The following is a 16,894-nucleotide window of genomic DNA, read 5'->3' as shown; positions in this document are numbered from 1 at the left end:
GTCAGTATTCGTCGGTCGGGTGATGCAATCATGACCGCGGCGATCGAGTCGGGACAGGCGGGCGGCGAACTCGCGCCGTCGGCACCCCGGGCCGTGGTGGTCGGGGTCATGGCAGGCGACGGCGTCCAGATCGGGACGCTGCTCGACGCCGACGCCCCGGTCTCGGTGATGCTGGACCCGCTGCTGAAGGTGATCAACGGCCGGCTCCAGGAACTCGAAGAACCCACGCTGCAAGCCGAGGGCCGCGGTCGCTGGGTGCTGTGCCTGGTCGACGGTACCGCGCTGCGGCCGAACCAGTCGCTGACCGAGCAGGACGTCTACGACGGCGACCGGTTGTGGCTGCGCTTCATCGAAGACCGGGAGCGGCGCTCGCCGGTCATCGAGCACATCTCCACCGCGGTCTCGGTCAACCTGGCGAAGCGATTCGCACCGGTCGACGCGGCAACGGCGGTGCGGGTCGGGGTGTCGACCCTCTCGCTGGGTGTGCTGCTGGCCACCGGACTGCTCGCGGCCTGGCGGTTCCAGCACGACAGCTGGCTCACGGCGGGCTTCGGCGCGGGGCTGGCCTTCCTGGTGTTGATCGCCGCCGCCCTGATCCTGATGCAGGCGCGCAACGCGTCCGACCGGCAGGTCGGTGACATTCTGCTGGCTACCGGTCTGGTTCCGCTGGTGGTGGCGGCCGCAGCGGCGGTGCCCGGTGAGGTGGGCGCCGCGCATGCCGCGCTGGGCTTCGGCGTCGCCGGTATCGCTGCACTGGCTGTCATCCGGCTCACCGGACGGCAGTTGGCCGCCTACTCGGCCGTCGCCGCGATCAGCGTGGCGGTGATGTTCGCCGGCGTGCTGCGGATGCTGTTCCTGACCGGCGCGGTGACCCTCATGACGTGCGTGTACCTGGTCTGTGTGCTGGCCTACCAGTGGGCTCCGTCGCTATCGCGCTGGCTGGCCGGCCTGCGGCTGCCGGTCTTCCCGTCGGCCACCAGCCGCTGGGTCTTCGAGGCTCGCCCCGACTTGCCCACCACGGTGGTGAGCACTCCCGGAGCGCCGCCGTCGTTGGAGGGGCCGGAGTCGGTCCGCGAAGTGGTGCTGCGCGCCGAGCGGGCGCGGTCGTTCATGACCGGCCTGCTGTCCGGGTTGGGCGTGCTGATCGCGGTGTGCATGACCGGGTTGTGCGACCCCCTCTCGGACCGATCGTGGCTGCCGGTGCTGCTGGCCGCCCTGACCGCCGGGTTCCTGGTGCTGCGGGGCCGTTCCTTCCGTGACCGCTTGCAGGCGGTCACGGTGACGCTGACCGGGCTGGTGATCATCGCAGCTGTGGTGGTGCGCTTCGCGGTGGTGCTGTGGACGCCCACCGCGCTGGTGGTCGGCGTGGCTGTGCTGGTGCTGGTGCCGATGTTCGGGCTGCTGTCGGCGGTGATCGTGCCGAACACCATCTACAGCCCGTTGTTCCGCAAGTTCGTCGAGTGGATCGAGTACCTCTGCCTGATGCCGTTGTTCCCGCTGGCACTGTGGTTGATGAATACCTATGAAGCGATCCGGTACCGGTAGGGGCGTGCGTCGGCTGCAGCGCACTGCGGCCGCTGGCGCCGCAATGATCATGGTGGCCAGCGGCTCGTTGGCTGGAATGCCGGCTGCCGGCGCGATCGAGCCGCCCGGGATCGACCCGGCGGCGCTGCCGCCGGACGGCACGCCCGGACCGCCGCAGACCATGCGACAGACCGCGTACTGCACTGAGGTAGGTGTGCTGCCGAACTCCGACTTCCGCGTGCAGCCGGCCTACATGGACATGCTCAACTTGCAGGAGGCCTGGAAGTTCGGGCGCGGGGGAGGCGTCACCGTCGCCGTCATCGACACCGGCGTGACCCCGCACCCGCGGCTGCCGAACCTGATCCCCGGCGGTGACTACGTGATGGCCGGCGGCGACGGGCTGTCGGACTGTGATGCGCACGGGACATTGGTGGCCTCGCTGATCGCCGCGATGCCGGACAACGGGGTGGCCCCGTTGCCACCGCCCCGCCAGACCCGGAGGCCGCCGTCGGTTCCCACCAACGAGCCGCCGCCACCGACCCCGTCGCCGGCGACGACGATCCTGGTGATGCCGCCGCCGCCAGCGCCGCCGCCACCGCCCGAAGAGGGCGAGGAACCGGGCCTGGGCCCGGCCCCCGCACCGGCACCGGCACCTGGACCCGCCCCCGCCCCCGCACCGGCACCTGGACCCGCGCCCGGGCCGGCCCCGGGACCCGGCGCGGCAGCGTCGTCGGCGCACACTCCCCATGGCGCCAGCGCAGGTGCGGTGCGATCGGCCGGCTTCTCCGGGCAAGCCCAGACCGCACCGGTCGACTTCCGCGCCCCGAGCGCACCGCCGCCGGGCGGAGCGCCGGACGCCTTCAGTGGCATCGCGCCCGACGTGCAGCTGATCGCGATCCGGCAGTACAGCGCGGCCTTCGGGCCCAAGGAGCCGTTCGCGGACGGACGTGACCCGCAGCTGCGGGAGAAGACCGACGGCATCCGCACCATGGCACGCGCGATCGTGCACGCCGCCAACATGGGTGCGCAGGTCATCAACATCTCCTCGGCCATCTGCATGAACGTGCGCACGCTCATCGACCAGGCCGATCTGGGTGCGGCGGTGCGCTACGCCGCGGTGGAGAAGAACGCGGTGATCGTCGCTGCCGCCGGTGACGCCAGTTGGCGGGACTGCAAGCAGAACCCCATCTACAACGCGATGCGGCCCGACGACCCGCGCGACTGGAACGGCGTCAACACCGTGGTGACACCGGCCTGGTACGACGAGTACGTGCTGACCGTCGGCGCGGTCGACTCGGCGGGTGCACCGATGGCCAAGTCGAGTGTGGCCGGCCCGTGGGTGTCGATCGCGGCGCCCGGTACCGACATCGAGGGGCTTTCGCCGCGCGATGACGGGCTGATGAACGCCGTCGACGGCCCGGAGAACTCGCTGCTGGTCCCGTCCGGTACCAGCTTTTCCACGGCGATCGTCTCCGGTGTGGTGGCGCTGGTGCGGGCCAAGTACCCGGAACTGTCGTCGCACCAGGTGATCAACCGGCTGATCCGCACGGCTCGGCCACCGGCGCGTGGGGTCGACAATGTGGTCGGTTACGGGATCGTCGACCCGGTCGCGGCACTGACCTGGGACGTTCCCGATGTTCCGGCTCAGGCGCCGGAGCGGCTGTCGGCACCGCTGCAGGTGCCGCCGATGCCGCCCGAACGCGACATGACACCGGCCTGGGTCGCCGGAGCCGGGCTGTTGGCGGCCCTCGCGGCGGCCGGCGTGGCACTGGGAGTGGCAGCACTGCGACGATCGTCAAGGAACCGATGAAGGCACAGCACGCACTAGGTCTGAACCTGTCTTGGATGCGGGTCACCGTCGTCTTTCTGATCGATGTGGGGATCCTGGTCCTCGCCGGTCGCTGGCCCGGCGACCCGAAGGTCGCTGACTACGTGTGGTGGTCGGGCGTCGCCGTCGCCGTGTTGGTCGCGCTCATCGCGCTGCTCACCTACCGTCGGGTGCCGGTCAGCACGATGTGGGCGGCCTGGGTGGCCGATCAGTTCACCGACCCCGAAGCGGCCCTGCACCGCGGCCGTGGCACCACTATCGATCACCACCGGCGCTTCGGGCGGGAGTCGATCGGGGTCCGCGAACACGAAGGTCGGCTGGTGACGGTCATCGCCGTGGGCGGTCGGGCCACGTCGGCGACCGGCCGGCACGGCCGCGCCGCGGAGGCGACCTTGCCGGTGGAGCGCTTGGCCGCCGGGCTGCGCCAGTTCGACGTTCGGCTGGACAGCATCGATGTCGTCTCGGTCGGAACCCGCAAGGATCCCCGCCCCGCCGACGACCCCGACGTCGAAGAGAACCCGTCAATGCCCGACCGCCGCCACACTTGGGTGGTGCTGCGGATGGACCCGCAACACAACGTCAACGCGGTCGCCACGCGCGACTCGCTGGCCGCCACCCTGGCCGCCGCCACCGAACGGCTGGCCGAGGAGATCGACGGACGTCAGCTCAGCGCCCAGGTGCTGCACGCCGACGAGTTCGACGCCGTCGACGAGGCGGTCCTCGCGGGCCTCGAGGCCACCCAGCTGCGGCACCGGCTGTTCCGCGAACGACCGGCCGGCCAGATCACCAGCTACTGGGTGTCGCCCAACGACATCAACCCGGAGAACCTCGAACACCTGTGGTACCCGGAGAGCGACGCAACGGTGGTGACGGTGCGGCTGACTCGCGGTGCCGGCCGAACCACCGAGGTCTCGGTGCTGGCGAGGTATCACACCGCGGACAAACCCAGCCGAAACGTCCGGTCCGCACTGAACCGGTTCGTGGGCCGGCGTCAGCTGGAAGCGGTCTGCGCCAGCCTGCCGGCGCCCACCGCCCACCGGCGGATGGCGGTGCCGGGACGCGACCTGCACGACGGCGAGCAGCTGCCGGTATCGGTCGACGTGATCGAGGAGTACACCCCTGCGGCGGCGGCTGGGGCGCGCGGGTGACCGGTCCGTCGACCACCGACGCCCGCAACGCCATGGTCGCGGGCTTGCTGGCCTCCGGGATCTCGGTCAACGGGCTGCAGCCCAGCCATAATCCGCAGGTCGCGCTGCAGATGTTCACCACCGCCAGCTCGATCGACCCGAGCATGTGCGATGCCTGGCTGGCCCGGGTGCTGGCCGGTGACTCCGATATCGAGACGCTGGCGAACGCCTGGTCGACGGTGCGCACGTTCGGCTGGGAGACCCGCCGTCTCGGCCTGTCCGACCTGGAGTTCCGCCCGGAAGTCTCCGACGGCATGTTCCTGCGCCTGATGGTCGCCAGTGTGGAATCGCTGGCCGCCGCGTACGCCGCCGCGCTGGCCGAAGCAAAACGCTACGAAGAAGCGGCGAAGCTGCTCGACGGCATCGAGCCGCGGAACCCCTTCGAGACGGAGTTGGTCAGCTACGTCCGCGGTCTGCTGTATTTCCGGACCGGTCGCTGGCCAGACGTGCTCAAGCAGTTCCCCGCGTCGGCGCCCTGGCGCCAACCCGAACTCAAGGCGGCGGCGGCGGCGATGGCCACCACCGCGCTGGCTTCGCTGGGGGTGTTCGAAGAAGCGACGCGGCGTGCGCAGGAGGCCATCGAGGGCGACCGGGTGCCCGGCGCGGCCAACGTCGCGCTCTACACCCAAGGCATGTGTCTGCGGCATCTCGGCCGCGAGGACGAGGCCGCTGAGCTGCTGCGCCGGGTCTATTCGCGGGACTCGAAATTCACACCCGCCCGCGAGGCATTGGACAATCCCGACTTTCGGCTGGTGCTGACCGACCCCGAGACCATCGAGGCCCGCACCGATCCATGGGACCCGGACAGCGCACCCACGCGGGAGCAGGCCGAAGCTCATCGGCATGCCGAGGAAGCCGCGCGCTACCTGGCCGAGGGTGACGCGGAGCTGGCCGCCATGCTCGGTATGGAGCAGGCCAAACGCGAGATCAAGCTGATCAAGGCGACCACCAAGGTGAATCTGGCGCGCGCCAAGATGGGCCTGCCGGTTCCGGTGACATCGCGGCACACCCTGTTGCTCGGTCCGCCCGGCACCGGCAAGACCTCGGTGGCGCGGGCATTCACCAAGCAGCTGTGTGGCTTGACCGTGCTGCGCAAACCGCTGGTGGTGGAGACCAACCGTTCCAAGCTGCTGGGCCGCTACATGGCGGATGCCGAGAAGAACACCGAAGAGCTGCTCGAGGGCGCACTCGGTGGTGCGGTGTTCTTCGACGAGATGCACACCCTGCATGAACGCGGCTACAGCCAGGGCGACGCATACGGCAACGCGATCATCAACACGCTGCTGCTCTACATGGAGAACCACCGTGACGAGCTGGTGGTCTTCGGCGCCGGCTATGCCAACGCCATGGAGAAGATGCTTGAGGTGAACCAGGGCCTGCGGCGCCGGTTCTCGACGGTGATCGAGTTCTACAGCTACACCCCGCCGGAATTGCTGGAACTGACCAAGATGATGGGGGCGGAGAACGAGGACGTGGTCAGTGACGAGGCGGTCGAGGGACTGCTGCCGTCCTATGAGAAGTTCTACGCTGACGAGAACTACTCCGAAGACGGTGACCTGATCCGCGGTATCGATGTGTTGGGTAACGCCGGATTCGTCCGCAACGTCGTGGAGAAGGCGCGTGATCACCGCAGTTTCCGTCTCGATGATTCTGAACTGGACGCGGTGCTCTCCGGCGATGTCACCGATTTCAGCGAGGAATGGCTGCACAAGTTCAAGGAGCTGACCCGCGAGGACCTCGCCGAAGGGCTCAGCGCGGCGGTTGCCGAGAAGAAAACATCCTGACTTAACAGCTGCCAGACAGTCGATTCACAGCGTAAGGACCGCCTGTCTGGGTTGACGCTCACTGGTACCGATGCCACCATTGCGCAGGTAAGGGGGCCAGTGCTTTTGCCTGGCCCAGTTCGTCTCTGTCGGTGTCAGGAGGTGAGGACGAGAGTTGTGTCCCGGCGATAATGCCCGCCCCGAAGCGGCGACTATTTGGTCCCGATCCGGCTCCGGCACCGTTTCTGTTATTTGAACCACACTGCGTTGAGCACGCTCCATACGACGTCGTCACGGGGCCACTGTTCGGCGTAGCCGGTGAGCGTCGGTCCTTCGCGGCCGGCAAATATTGGAGGAGAGCCCCATGACTTTTGTGAACACCCAACCGGAGGCGCTGACGGCGGCTGCGGGCAATCTGGCCGCCATCGGGTCGGCGCTGAGTGCTCAGAACGCCGCGGCGGCAACGCCGACCACGGGGGTGGTTCCGGCCGCTGCTGATGAGGTTTCGGCGCTGACTGCTGCGCAGTTCGCCGCGCACGCCAGCATGTACCAGGCCATCAGCGCGCAGGCGGAGGCTATCCACCAGGCGTTCGTCGCCACCTTGAACACCAGCGCCAACACCTACGCAGCGACCGAGGCCGCTAACGCCGCGTCGGCCGGATAGTTCCAAATACCGTTCAGTTCCAACAACTTTCGCAGAATCGAGGAGAGAAAACCATGGCAACACGTTTTATGACTGATCCGGACGCGATGCGTTCGATGGCGGGCCGTTTTGATGTGCATGCGCAGACGGTGGAGGACGAGGCTCGTCGGATGTGGGCGTCGTCGACCAACATCTCCGGTGCGGGTTGGGGTGGTCTGGCGGAGCGGACCTCGATGGACACCATGGGTCAGATGCAGACGGCGTTTCGCAATATCGTGAACATGTTGCACGGTGTGCGGGATGGGTTGATTCGTGACGCTAACCACTACGAGCAGCAGGAAGCTGCTTCTCAGCAGATCCTGTCGAGCTAGAGGAGAACACGAATATGTCGATTAATTACCAGTTCGGTGATGTGGATGCGCACGGTGCGTTGATTCGTGCGCAGGCGGCGTCGTTGGAGGCTGAGCACCAGGCGATCGTGCACGATGTGTTGGCTGCCGGTGATTTCTGGGGTGGTGCGGGTTCGGTGGCGTGCCAGGAGTTTGTGGCGCAGTTGGGTCGCAACTTCGCGGTGATCTACGAGCAGGCCAACAGCCACGGTCAGAAGGTGCAGTCGGCCGGCAACAACATGGCCAACACCGACGCTTCGGTCGGCTCCAGCTGGGCCTGAGCGCCCGCAATTTCGCAGCGCGGCAGCACACCCGATCCATGGGTGTGCTGCCGCGTTTTGCATTGCGTGGACCGCCTATTTCGGTCGAGCGCAAGCGTTTTCGCCTTCAGTGCGTAAGGATCTGCCAGAGACCGCCGGCGGCTCGGCGGGGCGGATTGACCCCGTCACCCCACTGGTGCACTATGGTTAAGCAAGCACCTCGTTAGGTGAGGCGTCTGCACGGATATAGGCCACTGACCCCGAACGTCGAAAGACGCCCCGGGTCAGGACAGCTCCTCCCGGATTAAGGGTTGAGCCCAAGTGGCTTCCGGGTTTGCACATTTGCGCAAGCCAGGACACGCCGTGCAGTGCCGAAGCTCTGACGAGAGGGGTGCCGAGCCCGGTCGTCGCCGGGTTACTTCACCTCGTCGTGCATACGTGCAGGCACCCGCGCGTGCCCAGGCCGAGAGGAGGTGAGAGCGACATTGAGTCCGAGTGATAGTTCCTATCCGAGATCGATGTTCGTCTCCTTCGATCTCGGTACTGCTTTCACCATCTGATTCGCACCGGCGCTGAACTCGTCGACTGGCGCACCTTCCCGCAGTGGAAGGCGCCATGCTTCGGCGTGCCCTGAAATCGATTGGTAGCTCGGTATTTCCGTCGAGCGGACGATCGACTTGGCATGAGCGGCTCCGGTATGTCGCTATGACCGCTGTCCGATCTCTTGCCGTCCGGAGTACGGCTGCAACACATATCGGGCATCGACCCTGCCTGCACACCCCAAGACCAGCCATTCGTGGCCGAAAAAACCACCAAAAAGGAGCAATGCCATGGACTTCGGAGCATTTCCGCCGGAAATCAACTCAGCACGTATCTACACCGGCCCCGGTTCGGGACCGATGATGGCCGCCGCGGCGGCCTGGGACAAGATGGCCGCCGAACTCAGCTCTGCCGAGGCCGCCTACCAGGGCGTCATCAACGGAATCGTCAGCGAAGGCTGGATGGGTCCGGCCTCCAACGCGATGGCCGCTGCTGCCACCCCCTACGCGGTGTGGATGGGTATCACCGCCGCCCAGGTAGAGCAGGCCGCTGTGCAGGCCAAGGCGGCGGCCGCGGCTTTCGACGCGGCCTACGCGATGACGGTCGCACCGCCCCTGATCGTCGCCAACAGGTCCCAACTGGCAGCGCTCGTGGCGACCAACTTCCTCGGTCAGAACGCTGCGGCGATTGCGGCCACCGAGGCGCAGTACGGCCAGATGTGGGCACAGGACGCCGCCGCGATGTACGGCTACGCGGCGTCGTCGGCGGTGGCCACCAAGGTCACGCCGTTCACCGCACCGCATGAGGTCGCCGACCCGTCGGCGCAGGGTGCGCAGCAGGCGGCAGTCTCCCAGGCCGCCGGCACGGCCGCCTCATCCAATGCGCAATCCGCAGCGTCCCAGGCGCTTACGAACACCCCACAGGCGCTGCAAGCTCTCGCGACGCCGGTGCAACCGCCGACAACCGGGGGAGAGGCGATCAGCACGGGCGACCTGACGAACGCAGTAACCAACCTGATGAGCAGCTCCTTCAGCCCGATGGGCGCGGCTGCGGTTTCCAGCTTCGCTGCCGACATGGCGGTGGTGCGGGGTGCTGCTATCGCCGCCGGTGACCCGCTGGGCTTGGGCGCGATCGACCCGTTCACGCCGATGCTCGGAGCGCTGGGCGGTGGAATGGGCAACGGACTGCACGGCCTGGGCGCCGGGTTGGGTGGTCTTGGCACCGCCTCGGCAGGCATGGGCCACGCGGCGTCGGTCGGTGCATTGTCGGTTCCGCAGTCGTGGGCTGCCGCCGTTCCGGCTACCGCAGCGCCGGGCAGCTCGGTCGCCGCCACCGGTTGGACGGTCGCTGCGCACGCTCCGCAGGCCGGTGCCGCCGGTATGCCCGGGGTGCCGCTGGCAGGCGCCGGCCAGGGCCGGAACTACGGTTTCGCCGCCCCGCGGTATGGCTTCAAGCCCACGGTGATGGCTCGGCCGGTGGTCGCCGGCTAGGCATGTGTCATCGTTGAAGTCATGCAGACGCTGAGCGTCGCCGAGTTCACGTTGCGACTGGCTGTCGGGCTGGGCTGCGGTGCACTGATCGGGCTGGAAAGACAGTGGCGGGCGCGAATGGCGGGACTGCGTACCAACGCGCTGGTTGCCGCCGGTGCGACGCTGTTCGTGCTGTACTCCGTCGATTCGGGGGACACCAGCGCCACGCGCGTCGCCTCGTATGTGGTGTCGGGGGTGGGTTTCCTCGGCGGTGGGGTGATCCTGCGTGAGGGGTTCAACGTCCGCGGCCTCAACACCGCGGCCACGCTGTGGTGCTCGGCTGCCGTGGGCGTGCTGGCGGCGGCGGGGGACCTGACGTTCGCGCTGATCGGGACCGGCGCGATCGTCGGCACCCATCTGCTGCTGCGGCCGCTGGGTCGGCTGATCGACCGTGATCAGCACGTGGAGGAGGACGAACCGCAATCGCCGTATGAGGTGCAGGTGATCTGCCGGCCGAAGTCCGAGAAATACCTGCGCGCGCAGATCGTGCAACACACCGCCAGCAACGACCTGATTCTGCGGGGGATTCACACCGTTCGCGCCGGCGAGGACAACATCGCGCTCACCGCATCGATGCTGTCGGACAGTCGGGCGCCGGACCGTCTTGAGCGCCTGGTCGGCGAGCTGTCCCTGCAGCCGGGTGTCTACGCGGTGCAGTGGCACGCCGAGGACCAGTCGTCGTTGTCATCGGACTGATCGGAACCGGGCGCGGCGCTAGGCTGATGTTCCGGAGGTAACGACGGTGGATGCGATCGCGGGTGTGTGGTCGGCGTTGCCCGGGCCGATGCGTGACCCGGTTATATTCGCCGTGCCTTTTTTCCTGCTGCTGCTGAGCCTGGAATGGTTCGCCGCACGCAAACTCGAACAGTTTGAATCAGAGCGCGCGCCCGTCGGTGCCTACCGCACCGAGGACGCCTGGGCGAGCATCTCGATGGGCCTGGTGTCCATGGCCACTACCGCCGCGTGGAAGTTCGTCGCGCTGCTCGGCTACGCGGCGATCTATGCCTATGTGGCGCCGTGGCATCTGTCGCCCGCCCGCTGGTACACCTGGGCGATCGCACTCGTCGGTGTGGACCTGCTCTACTACAGCTACCACCGCATCGCGCATCGGACCCGGTTGATCTGGGCGACGCACCAGGCGCACCACTCCAGCCGCTACTTCAACTTCGCCACCGCGCTACGCCAGAAGTGGAACAACAGCGGCGAGATCTTGATGTGGATTCCCTTGCCGCTGTTGGGCATTCCGCCGTGGATGGTGTTCGCCAGCTTTTCGGTGAGCCTGGTCTACCAGTTCTGGGTGCACACCGAACGGATCGACAAGCTGCCTCGGGCAGTCGAGTTCGTCTTCAACACTCCGTCGCATCACCGGGTGCACCACGGCATGGACCCCGAGTACCTGGACAAGAACTACGGCGGGATCCTGATCATCTGGGACCGGATGTTCGGCAGCTTCGCCCCGGAGCGGTTTCGCCCGCACTATGGGCTGACCAAGCCGGTCGACACCTTCAACATTGTGACCCTGCAATTCCACGAGTACGCCGCGATCATCGCCGATGTGCGCAGTGCGACTCGGTGGCGTGACCGTTTCGGTTACCTCTTCGGCCCGCCCGGCTGGCAACCCGTCGTCAGAGAACCGGCCGGGGGCTCCGGTTCGGAGATCGCGCTGACGTAATGCGGGGCACACCGGCGGGTGTTCGCCTAGGCTGACTAACGTCGCATCCGAGCGACAACGCCCGGCAAGTCAGGTCGCGGCGTGCCGATGAGAAGGGGACAACGTGGCACAGAGCTTGGGAGACACGCTCACTGCAGGAAAGAAACTCGTCAAGGGCGAGTCGCTGACCTCCAACAACGGGGCCTACACCCTGACGCTGCAGGAGGACGGCAACCTGGTTTTGGCGGCGCGGGGCAAAGCTATCTGGGCGTCGGGAACCAACGGCAACGACGTGGTGCGCGCCGAGGTGCAGGCGGACGGAAACTTCGTGCTGTACACCGCCGACAAGCCGATTTGGCACACCGACACCAAGGGCAAGAAGGACGTCAAGCTGGTTCTGCAGGACGACCGCAACCTGGTGCTCTACGCGGCCGACGGCGCGGCCTGGTCCACCAAGACCGAGACCGACGCCCCGCCGCCGGAGGAGCCCAAGGCTGAAGAGGCACCGGCTCCGGTGGAGGAGGCCGCACCTGCGGCCCGCACCTACACCGTGGTCGCCGGCGACACCCTGTTCGCCATCGCCGAGCGGTTCTACGGTGACGGCAACAAGTACCCGCAGATCGCGGAGGCCAGCGGTATCGCCAACCCCGACCTGATCCACCCCGGTCAGGAGCTGACGATCCCCTGATCGCCGCAGAGCGCCGACGCGGCGGCCCGGATCCCAAGTGGCCGGGCCGCCGCGCTGCGCCACGGTGGCTTGGTCTGGCCGGACCGAAACCGGCCCTCAACGATAGGAGTCGACGGTTGCGCAGGCTCGTTGCGCGGGTGCTGGCTGTGCTGCTGGGGATTGGTGCGACAGTTGCTGGCCCGACGGTCTTTCCGGCCCGAGCCGATCGGGTGCTGGTGTTCCCGGGGATGGAGATCCGCCAGGACACCCACGTCTGCACTCTCGGTTACGTCGACCCGGTGCTGCGGGTGGCCTTCACCGCCGGTCATTGCCGGGGGAGTGGAATCGTCACAGACCGGGGCGGAACGGTGATCGGCAGGCTGGCGACCTTTCGCGACAACACTCCTAATGGTTCGACGGTCAACACCGATCAGGTGATCGCCGACTACGAGGCGATAGAGCTGGCCGACGATGTCGATGTCAACGACGTCCTGCCGGATGGTCGGCACCTGCAGGCCGGCTCGGACGACGGCCTTGAGCCCGGGGAGCCGGTCTGCCACTTCGGCATTGTCACCGGAGAAACCTGCGGTACCGTCGAGCGGGTCAACAATGGCTGGTTCACCATGAGTCGCAGTGTTCGCAGTCAGCAGGGTGACTCCGGCGGCCCGGTGTATGCGCTGCGCGACGGTGGCTCGGCCCGGATTGTCGGACTGTTCAACAGCATGTGGGGCGACTACCCCGCCGCGGTGTCGTGGCCGGCGATCTCGCAGCAGGTCCGTGAAGACGTCGGCGTGCCGACCCCGCTGTCGTGACCGCGTCGCCTCGTCCACCCATCCAGATCGCCTGGGTCACCAGCGATCTCGATGCCACCGAGTCGACGCTGACCGCGTTGCTCGGGGTGCGCAAATGGATCCGTATGCCCGGGGTTCACTTCGCCCCGGACACGTGCAGCTATCTGGGCGAGCCGGCTGATTTCGTCGCCGACATCGCGCTGAGTTACGTCGGTGACATGCAGTTGGAGCTGATCGCACCGGTGCGCGGACGCAGCCTCTACGACGACTTCCTCCGTGCCCACGGACCAGGCCTGCACCATGTCTGCATCGAGGCCGAGGACCCCGAAAACTTCGACGTTATGCTGAACGACGCCGCCGAGCAGGGCGCCCAGATCGTTGCCCGGGGCGTGATGCCTGGCGGCATGCAATTCGCGTACGTCTCAGCTCCGGAAGCCGGCATCCCCTACCTGGAGATCGCCTACATCCCTGCCGAGATCCGAGCGGTCTTCGACTACATCAAACAGGAGCAGCGGTAACCACCGCATCGGCGCCGATGAGCAGCGCCGGCGACAACGAGGAGTGGCGGCAATGAGCACCCAGATCCCGGACACCACCAGTGCCGACACGGTTTCGGAGTGGTCCGACGAGTTCGACGTCGTGGTGATCGGCTTCGGCATCGGTGGCGGCTGCGCGGCCGTCACTGCGGCGGCAGCCGGAGCGCGGGTCCTGGTGCTGGAGCGGGCCGCCGAGGCGGGCGGTACCACTGCCATGGCAGGCGGCCACTTCTATCTCGGCGGCGGCACCGCGGTCCAGCAGGCCACCGGGCATGCCGACACCGCGGACGAGATGTACAAGTACCTCGTCGCGGTGTCGCGCGAACCCGAGCACGACAAGATCCGGGCCTACTGCGACGGCAGCGTCGAGCACTTCAACTGGCTGGAAGACCTCGGAATTGCGTTCGAGCGCAGTTACTATCCGGAGAAGGCGGTGATCCAGCCCAACACCGAGGGGCTGATGTTCACCGGCAACGAGAAGGTGTGGCCGTTCCTCAACGAGGCCGTTCCGGCACCGCGCGGGCACAAGGTTCCGGTGCCCGGTGACACCCAGGGCGCCAAGATGGCAATCGACCTGCTGCTCAAGCGGGCCGACAACCTCGGGGTGACGATCCGCTACGAAACCGGTGCCACCGGGCTGGTCACCGACGGTTCCGGCGCCGTCGTGGGTGTTACGTGGAAGCACTTCACCGAAAGCGGTGTGATCAAAGCGAAGTCGGTGGTGATTGCCGCCGGTGGCTTCGTGATGAACCCGGAGATGGTCGCCCAGTACACACCGAAGCTGGCCGAGAAGCCGTTCGTGCTGGGCAACACCTACGACGACGGGCTGGGCATCCGGATGGGGATGTCGGTGGGCGGCGCCACCAAGCACATGGACCAGATATTCATCACCGCGCCGGTCTACCCGCCCTCGATCCTGCTCACCGGGATCATCGTCAACAAAGAGGGCAAGCGCTTTGTCGCCGAGGACTCCTACCACTCACGCACGTCGGGATTCGTGATGGACCAGCCCGACAGCGCAGCCTTCCTGATCGTCGACGAGGCCCACATGCGCAAGCCGCAGGTGCCCTTGGTCCCGCTGATCGACGGATGGGAGACCGTGCCGGAAATGGAAGCCGCACTGGGCATTCCGGAAGGAAACCTGGTGGCGACCCTGGACCGCTACAACACGTACGCGGCGCAGGGCGAGGACCCGGACTTCCACAAGCAGCCGCCGTTCCTGGCGCCGCAGGACAACGGCCCGTGGGGCGCGTTCGACCTGTCGCTGGGCAAGGCGGTCTACGCCGGCTTCACCATCGGCGGGTTGGCGACGTCGGTGGACGGCGAAGTCTTGCGCAGTGACGGCCAGCCGATACCGGGCCTCTATGCAGCCGGGGCCTGTGCGGCCAACATCGCTCAGGACGGCAAGGGATACGCCAGCGGGACCCAGTTGGGCGAGGGCTCGTTCTTCGGCCGACGCGCCGGGGCACACGCGGCATCTCACTAGAGCGTTCTTGGCGCGAGCAGACGCAAAATCGCCCGTTTTTAACAGATTTAGGGCGATTTTGCGTCTGCTCGCGGTGGAGTGCGGGGGGCAGGCTAGACCGCGGAGAGGTCCCAGCGGCCCTGGCCCAGCAGTTCCAGCACGTGCTTGTGGTGCTGGCGCACCGTGTGCCGGTGGCTCACGCTGACCAGGATGGTGTCGGGCAGCTCGGAGCGCAGCAACCGATACAGCGTCAGCTCCAGGCCTTCGTCGAGCGCCGACGTCGACTCGTCGAGGAACGCAGCCTTGGGCCGGGTCAACAGGATTCGGGCGAACGCCACCCGCTGCTGCTCACCGGGCGAGAGCACCTTGGCCCAATCCTCGACGTCGTCGAGCCGATCGACCAGGTTCGGCAGTGACACCTTGACCAACGCTTCGGTGATCTCGGCGTCGGCGACCTCGCCGACCGCCAGCGGGTAGGACACCACCGCGCGCAGATCACCCAGCGGGATGTAGGGCAGCTGCGAGATGAACATCGTGGCGTTGACCGCATCGGGGCGCCGCAGCGTTCCCGACGCGTACGGCCACAACTGCGCCAGGCTGCGCAGCAGCGTCGTCTTGCCGCTGCCCGACGGTCCGGCGATCATCAGCGCGTCACCGATGCCCAGGTGCATATCGAGTGCCTCGATCAGGGGGATGCCCTCGGGGTTGCGCACCTCGACGCCCTCGAGGGCCACCGTGCCGTCCGGGCTGGGCTTGACCAACAGCTCGGGAAGGTCCCGTGCCTCCCGGTTGGCTTCCACCAGGCCGTGCAGACGGATGATCGAGGCCCGGTAGCCGGCGAAGTTGTCGTAGGCGTTGCGGAAGAACGACAGCGAGTCGGAGATATTGCCGAACGCCGACGCGGTCTGCGCCACCCCGCCGAACATGATCTGTCCGGAGAACAGCCGCGGCGCCTGAATCACCCAGGGCAGCGGCACGATCGCCTGGCTCACCGACAGGTTCCAGCCGGAGAACCCGATGGTCCGGTTCACGAACTTCAGATAGTTGGCGATGATCGCGCGGAACCGCGTCCGCAGCTGGACCCGCTCGGCCAGCTCGCCGCGGTAGAACGCCACCGACTCGGCGGCGTCACGCACCCGCACCAGCGCATACCGGAAGGCGGCGTTGGTGAGCTCGTTGCGGAAGCTCAACCGGATCAGGGGGCGGCCGATCCAGAACGCGACGATGGTTGCGATGGCCACGTAGACCAGGACGATCAAGAACATCGCCCGCGGAATGTCGAACCCGAACACGGTCAGGGTGCCCGACAGATTCCACAGGATGGCGGTGAACGACACCACCGTGACCATGGACTGCACGGCGCCGAACAACAGCGTGCTGCCGGTGCCGTTGGCCGGTGCGTTGACGTTGGCGCCGTTGCCCGCGGTGAAGATGTCGATGTCCTGCTGAATACGCTGGTCGGGGTTGTCGATCGCGCCTTCGATGGCTTCGCCGACGGCGGGGTCGAGCGGTGTCTTGACGAAGTGGGCCCGGTAGTAGGCCCGTCCGTCCAACCAGTCCCCGGTCAGTCGCTCGGTGAGCCAGCTACGCCAGTTCACCATGAAGTGCTGGGTCAGGTAGATATCAAGCATGACGCGCATCACATGCAGCACGGCCATCAGGCTGAAGATGCCGATCGACATCCAGAATCCATGTACGCCCGAGGCTTTGATGGCCTCGTCGCCCCCGGCGGCGCCCTGGAAGGCGGTCTGCAACGACGAGTACATGTCGTTGCCCTGGAAGCTGAACAACACGTTGAGCCGGACCGCGGTGATCACCGACAGCAGCAGCACACCCAACATCAGCCAGACCCGGCGGCTGTCACGCCCGGTGAAGTAGGCGCCGCTGATCTCCCAGAACTGGCGCCCCCATCGAGTGCTGACCCGCAGCAGGGTCGCCACGGCCAGCACGCTAACCGCGCTGATGGTCCAGGCCAGCGCGATCCACACCAGTGAATCGGGCAGCGCGTGCGCCCAGTCGATGGACGGATTGAACAGCTTCGAGTCCACTGTCGATGTCTCCTTGCCGTTCGTGTTGCCGCAATCGCGTCGCGGTCGGTATCCGAATCGAGAAATCCCGTGC

15 protein-coding genes and 1 riboswitch are annotated in these 16,894 nt (G+C 67.0%); of the genes, 14 read left to right on the top strand and 1 reads right to left on the bottom strand.

The genetic code is table 11. The features are described 5' to 3' along the window. The first annotated feature begins 30 nt into the window (after positions 1-30). From eccD to NM962_16865, 14 genes are all read left to right on the top strand, one after another. Positions 31-1,545 carry a type VII secretion integral membrane protein EccD gene (gene eccD / locus NM962_16930; GenBank protein ID UVO11614.1) on the top strand — a complete coding sequence of 505 codons (1,515 nt, stop codon included), beginning with the start codon at positions 31-33 and terminating at the stop codon, positions 1,543-1,545. Next, a complete protein-coding gene (locus tag NM962_16925; GenBank protein UVO11613.1) occupies positions 1,523-3,334 on the top strand; it encodes a S8 family serine peptidase in 1,812 nt (603 codons plus the stop codon). The genes eccD and NM962_16925 overlap by 23 nt, the downstream gene beginning before the upstream one ends. Then, the gene (gene eccE, locus NM962_16920; GenBank protein UVO11612.1) at positions 3,331-4,500 is read left to right on the top strand and encodes a type VII secretion protein EccE; all 1,170 of its coding nucleotides are present in this window, start codon (positions 3,331-3,333) and stop codon (positions 4,498-4,500) included. Before NM962_16925 ends, eccE begins: the two co-directional genes overlap by 4 nt. Before the next feature lie 32 nt (positions 4,501-4,532). Continuing rightward, positions 4,533-6,323, top strand: coding sequence for a type VII secretion AAA-ATPase EccA (gene eccA / locus NM962_16915; protein ID UVO14793.1), 1,791 nt, complete (start codon positions 4,533-4,535; stop codon positions 6,321-6,323). A gap of 343 nt (positions 6,324-6,666) precedes the next feature. After that, positions 6,667-6,966, top strand: coding sequence for a PE family protein (locus NM962_16910; protein ID UVO11611.1), 300 nt, complete (start codon positions 6,667-6,669; stop codon positions 6,964-6,966). 53 nt (positions 6,967-7,019) lie between these two features. Next, positions 7,020-7,316, top strand: coding sequence for a WXG100 family type VII secretion target (locus NM962_16905; protein ID UVO11610.1), 297 nt, complete (start codon positions 7,020-7,022; stop codon positions 7,314-7,316). A 14-nt stretch (positions 7,317-7,330) separates the two neighbouring features. After that, entirely contained in the window at positions 7,331-7,615 is a 285-nt protein-coding gene (locus tag NM962_16900; GenBank protein ID UVO11609.1) for a WXG100 family type VII secretion target, read from the top strand. A gap of 191 nt (positions 7,616-7,806) precedes the next feature. Then, positions 7,807-7,992, top strand: a riboswitch (M-box (ykoK) riboswitch). A gap of 432 nt (positions 7,993-8,424) precedes the next feature. Beyond that, on the top strand, positions 8,425-9,624 hold the full coding sequence (locus NM962_16895; GenBank protein ID UVO11608.1) for a PPE family protein: 1,200 nt from the start codon (positions 8,425-8,427) through the stop codon (positions 9,622-9,624). Between the two features lie 21 nt (positions 9,625-9,645). After that, complete coding sequence (locus tag NM962_16890; protein UVO11607.1) at positions 9,646-10,359, top strand: MgtC/SapB family protein; 714 nt, start codon at positions 9,646-9,648, stop codon at positions 10,357-10,359. A 46-nt stretch (positions 10,360-10,405) separates the two neighbouring features. Beyond that, the gene (locus NM962_16885; protein ID UVO11606.1) at positions 10,406-11,335 is read left to right on the top strand and encodes a sterol desaturase family protein; all 930 of its coding nucleotides are present in this window, start codon (positions 10,406-10,408) and stop codon (positions 11,333-11,335) included. Between the two features lie 115 nt (positions 11,336-11,450). After that, entirely contained in the window at positions 11,451-12,002 is a 552-nt protein-coding gene (locus NM962_16880) for a LysM peptidoglycan-binding domain-containing protein (protein UVO14792.1), read from the top strand. A 227-nt stretch (positions 12,003-12,229) separates the two neighbouring features. After that, on the top strand, positions 12,230-12,793 hold the full coding sequence (locus NM962_16875; protein UVO14791.1) for a S1 family peptidase: 564 nt from the start codon (positions 12,230-12,232) through the stop codon (positions 12,791-12,793). Then, positions 12,790-13,290: a VOC family protein gene (locus NM962_16870; GenBank protein ID UVO11605.1), complete on the top strand. Its 501-nt coding sequence runs from the start codon at positions 12,790-12,792 to the stop codon at positions 13,288-13,290. Before NM962_16875 ends, NM962_16870 begins: the two co-directional genes overlap by 4 nt. Positions 13,291-13,342: 52 nt before the next feature. Then, positions 13,343-14,794 carry an FAD-binding protein gene (locus NM962_16865; GenBank protein ID UVO11604.1) on the top strand — a complete coding sequence of 484 codons (1,452 nt, stop codon included), beginning with the start codon at positions 13,343-13,345 and terminating at the stop codon, positions 14,792-14,794. 92 nt (positions 14,795-14,886) lie between these two features. Here NM962_16865 and NM962_16860 read toward each other — a convergent pair whose 3' ends face one another. Next, on the bottom strand, positions 14,887-16,821 hold the full coding sequence (locus tag NM962_16860) for an ABC transporter ATP-binding protein/permease (GenBank protein UVO11603.1): 1,935 nt from the start codon (positions 16,819-16,821) through the stop codon (positions 14,887-14,889). Positions 16,822-16,894 lie beyond the last annotated feature (73 nt).

Source organism: Mycobacterium sp. SVM_VP21 (assembly GCA_024758765.1).
Taxonomy (GTDB): domain Bacteria; phylum Actinomycetota; class Actinomycetes; order Mycobacteriales; family Mycobacteriaceae; genus Mycobacterium; species Mycobacterium heraklionense_C.
The sequence above is the reverse complement of the archived record's forward strand: the minus strand, read 5'-3'. Positions and strand labels throughout refer to the sequence as shown.

Coding starts and splice junctions, on each gene's coding strand:
- NM962_16875 (UVO14791.1), top strand. CDS start 12,230: ATGGAGATCCGCCAGGACACCCACGTCTGCACTCTCGGTTACGTCGAC.
- eccD (UVO11614.1), top strand. CDS start 31: ATGACCGCGGCGATCGAGTCGGGACAGGCGGGCGGCGAACTCGCGCCG.
- NM962_16900 (UVO11609.1), top strand. CDS start 7,331: ATGTCGATTAATTACCAGTTCGGTGATGTGGATGCGCACGGTGCGTTG.
- NM962_16865 (UVO11604.1), top strand. CDS start 13,343: ATGAGCACCCAGATCCCGGACACCACCAGTGCCGACACGGTTTCGGAG.
- NM962_16910 (UVO11611.1), top strand. CDS start 6,667: ATGACTTTTGTGAACACCCAACCGGAGGCGCTGACGGCGGCTGCGGGC.
- NM962_16925 (UVO11613.1), top strand. CDS start 1,523: ATGAAGCGATCCGGTACCGGTAGGGGCGTGCGTCGGCTGCAGCGCACT.
- NM962_16890 (UVO11607.1), top strand. CDS start 9,646: ATGCAGACGCTGAGCGTCGCCGAGTTCACGTTGCGACTGGCTGTCGGG.
- NM962_16895 (UVO11608.1), top strand. CDS start 8,425: ATGGACTTCGGAGCATTTCCGCCGGAAATCAACTCAGCACGTATCTAC.
- NM962_16905 (UVO11610.1), top strand. CDS start 7,020: ATGGCAACACGTTTTATGACTGATCCGGACGCGATGCGTTCGATGGCG.
- eccE (UVO11612.1), top strand. CDS start 3,331: ATGAAGGCACAGCACGCACTAGGTCTGAACCTGTCTTGGATGCGGGTC.
- eccA (UVO14793.1), top strand. CDS start 4,533: ATGGTCGCGGGCTTGCTGGCCTCCGGGATCTCGGTCAACGGGCTGCAG.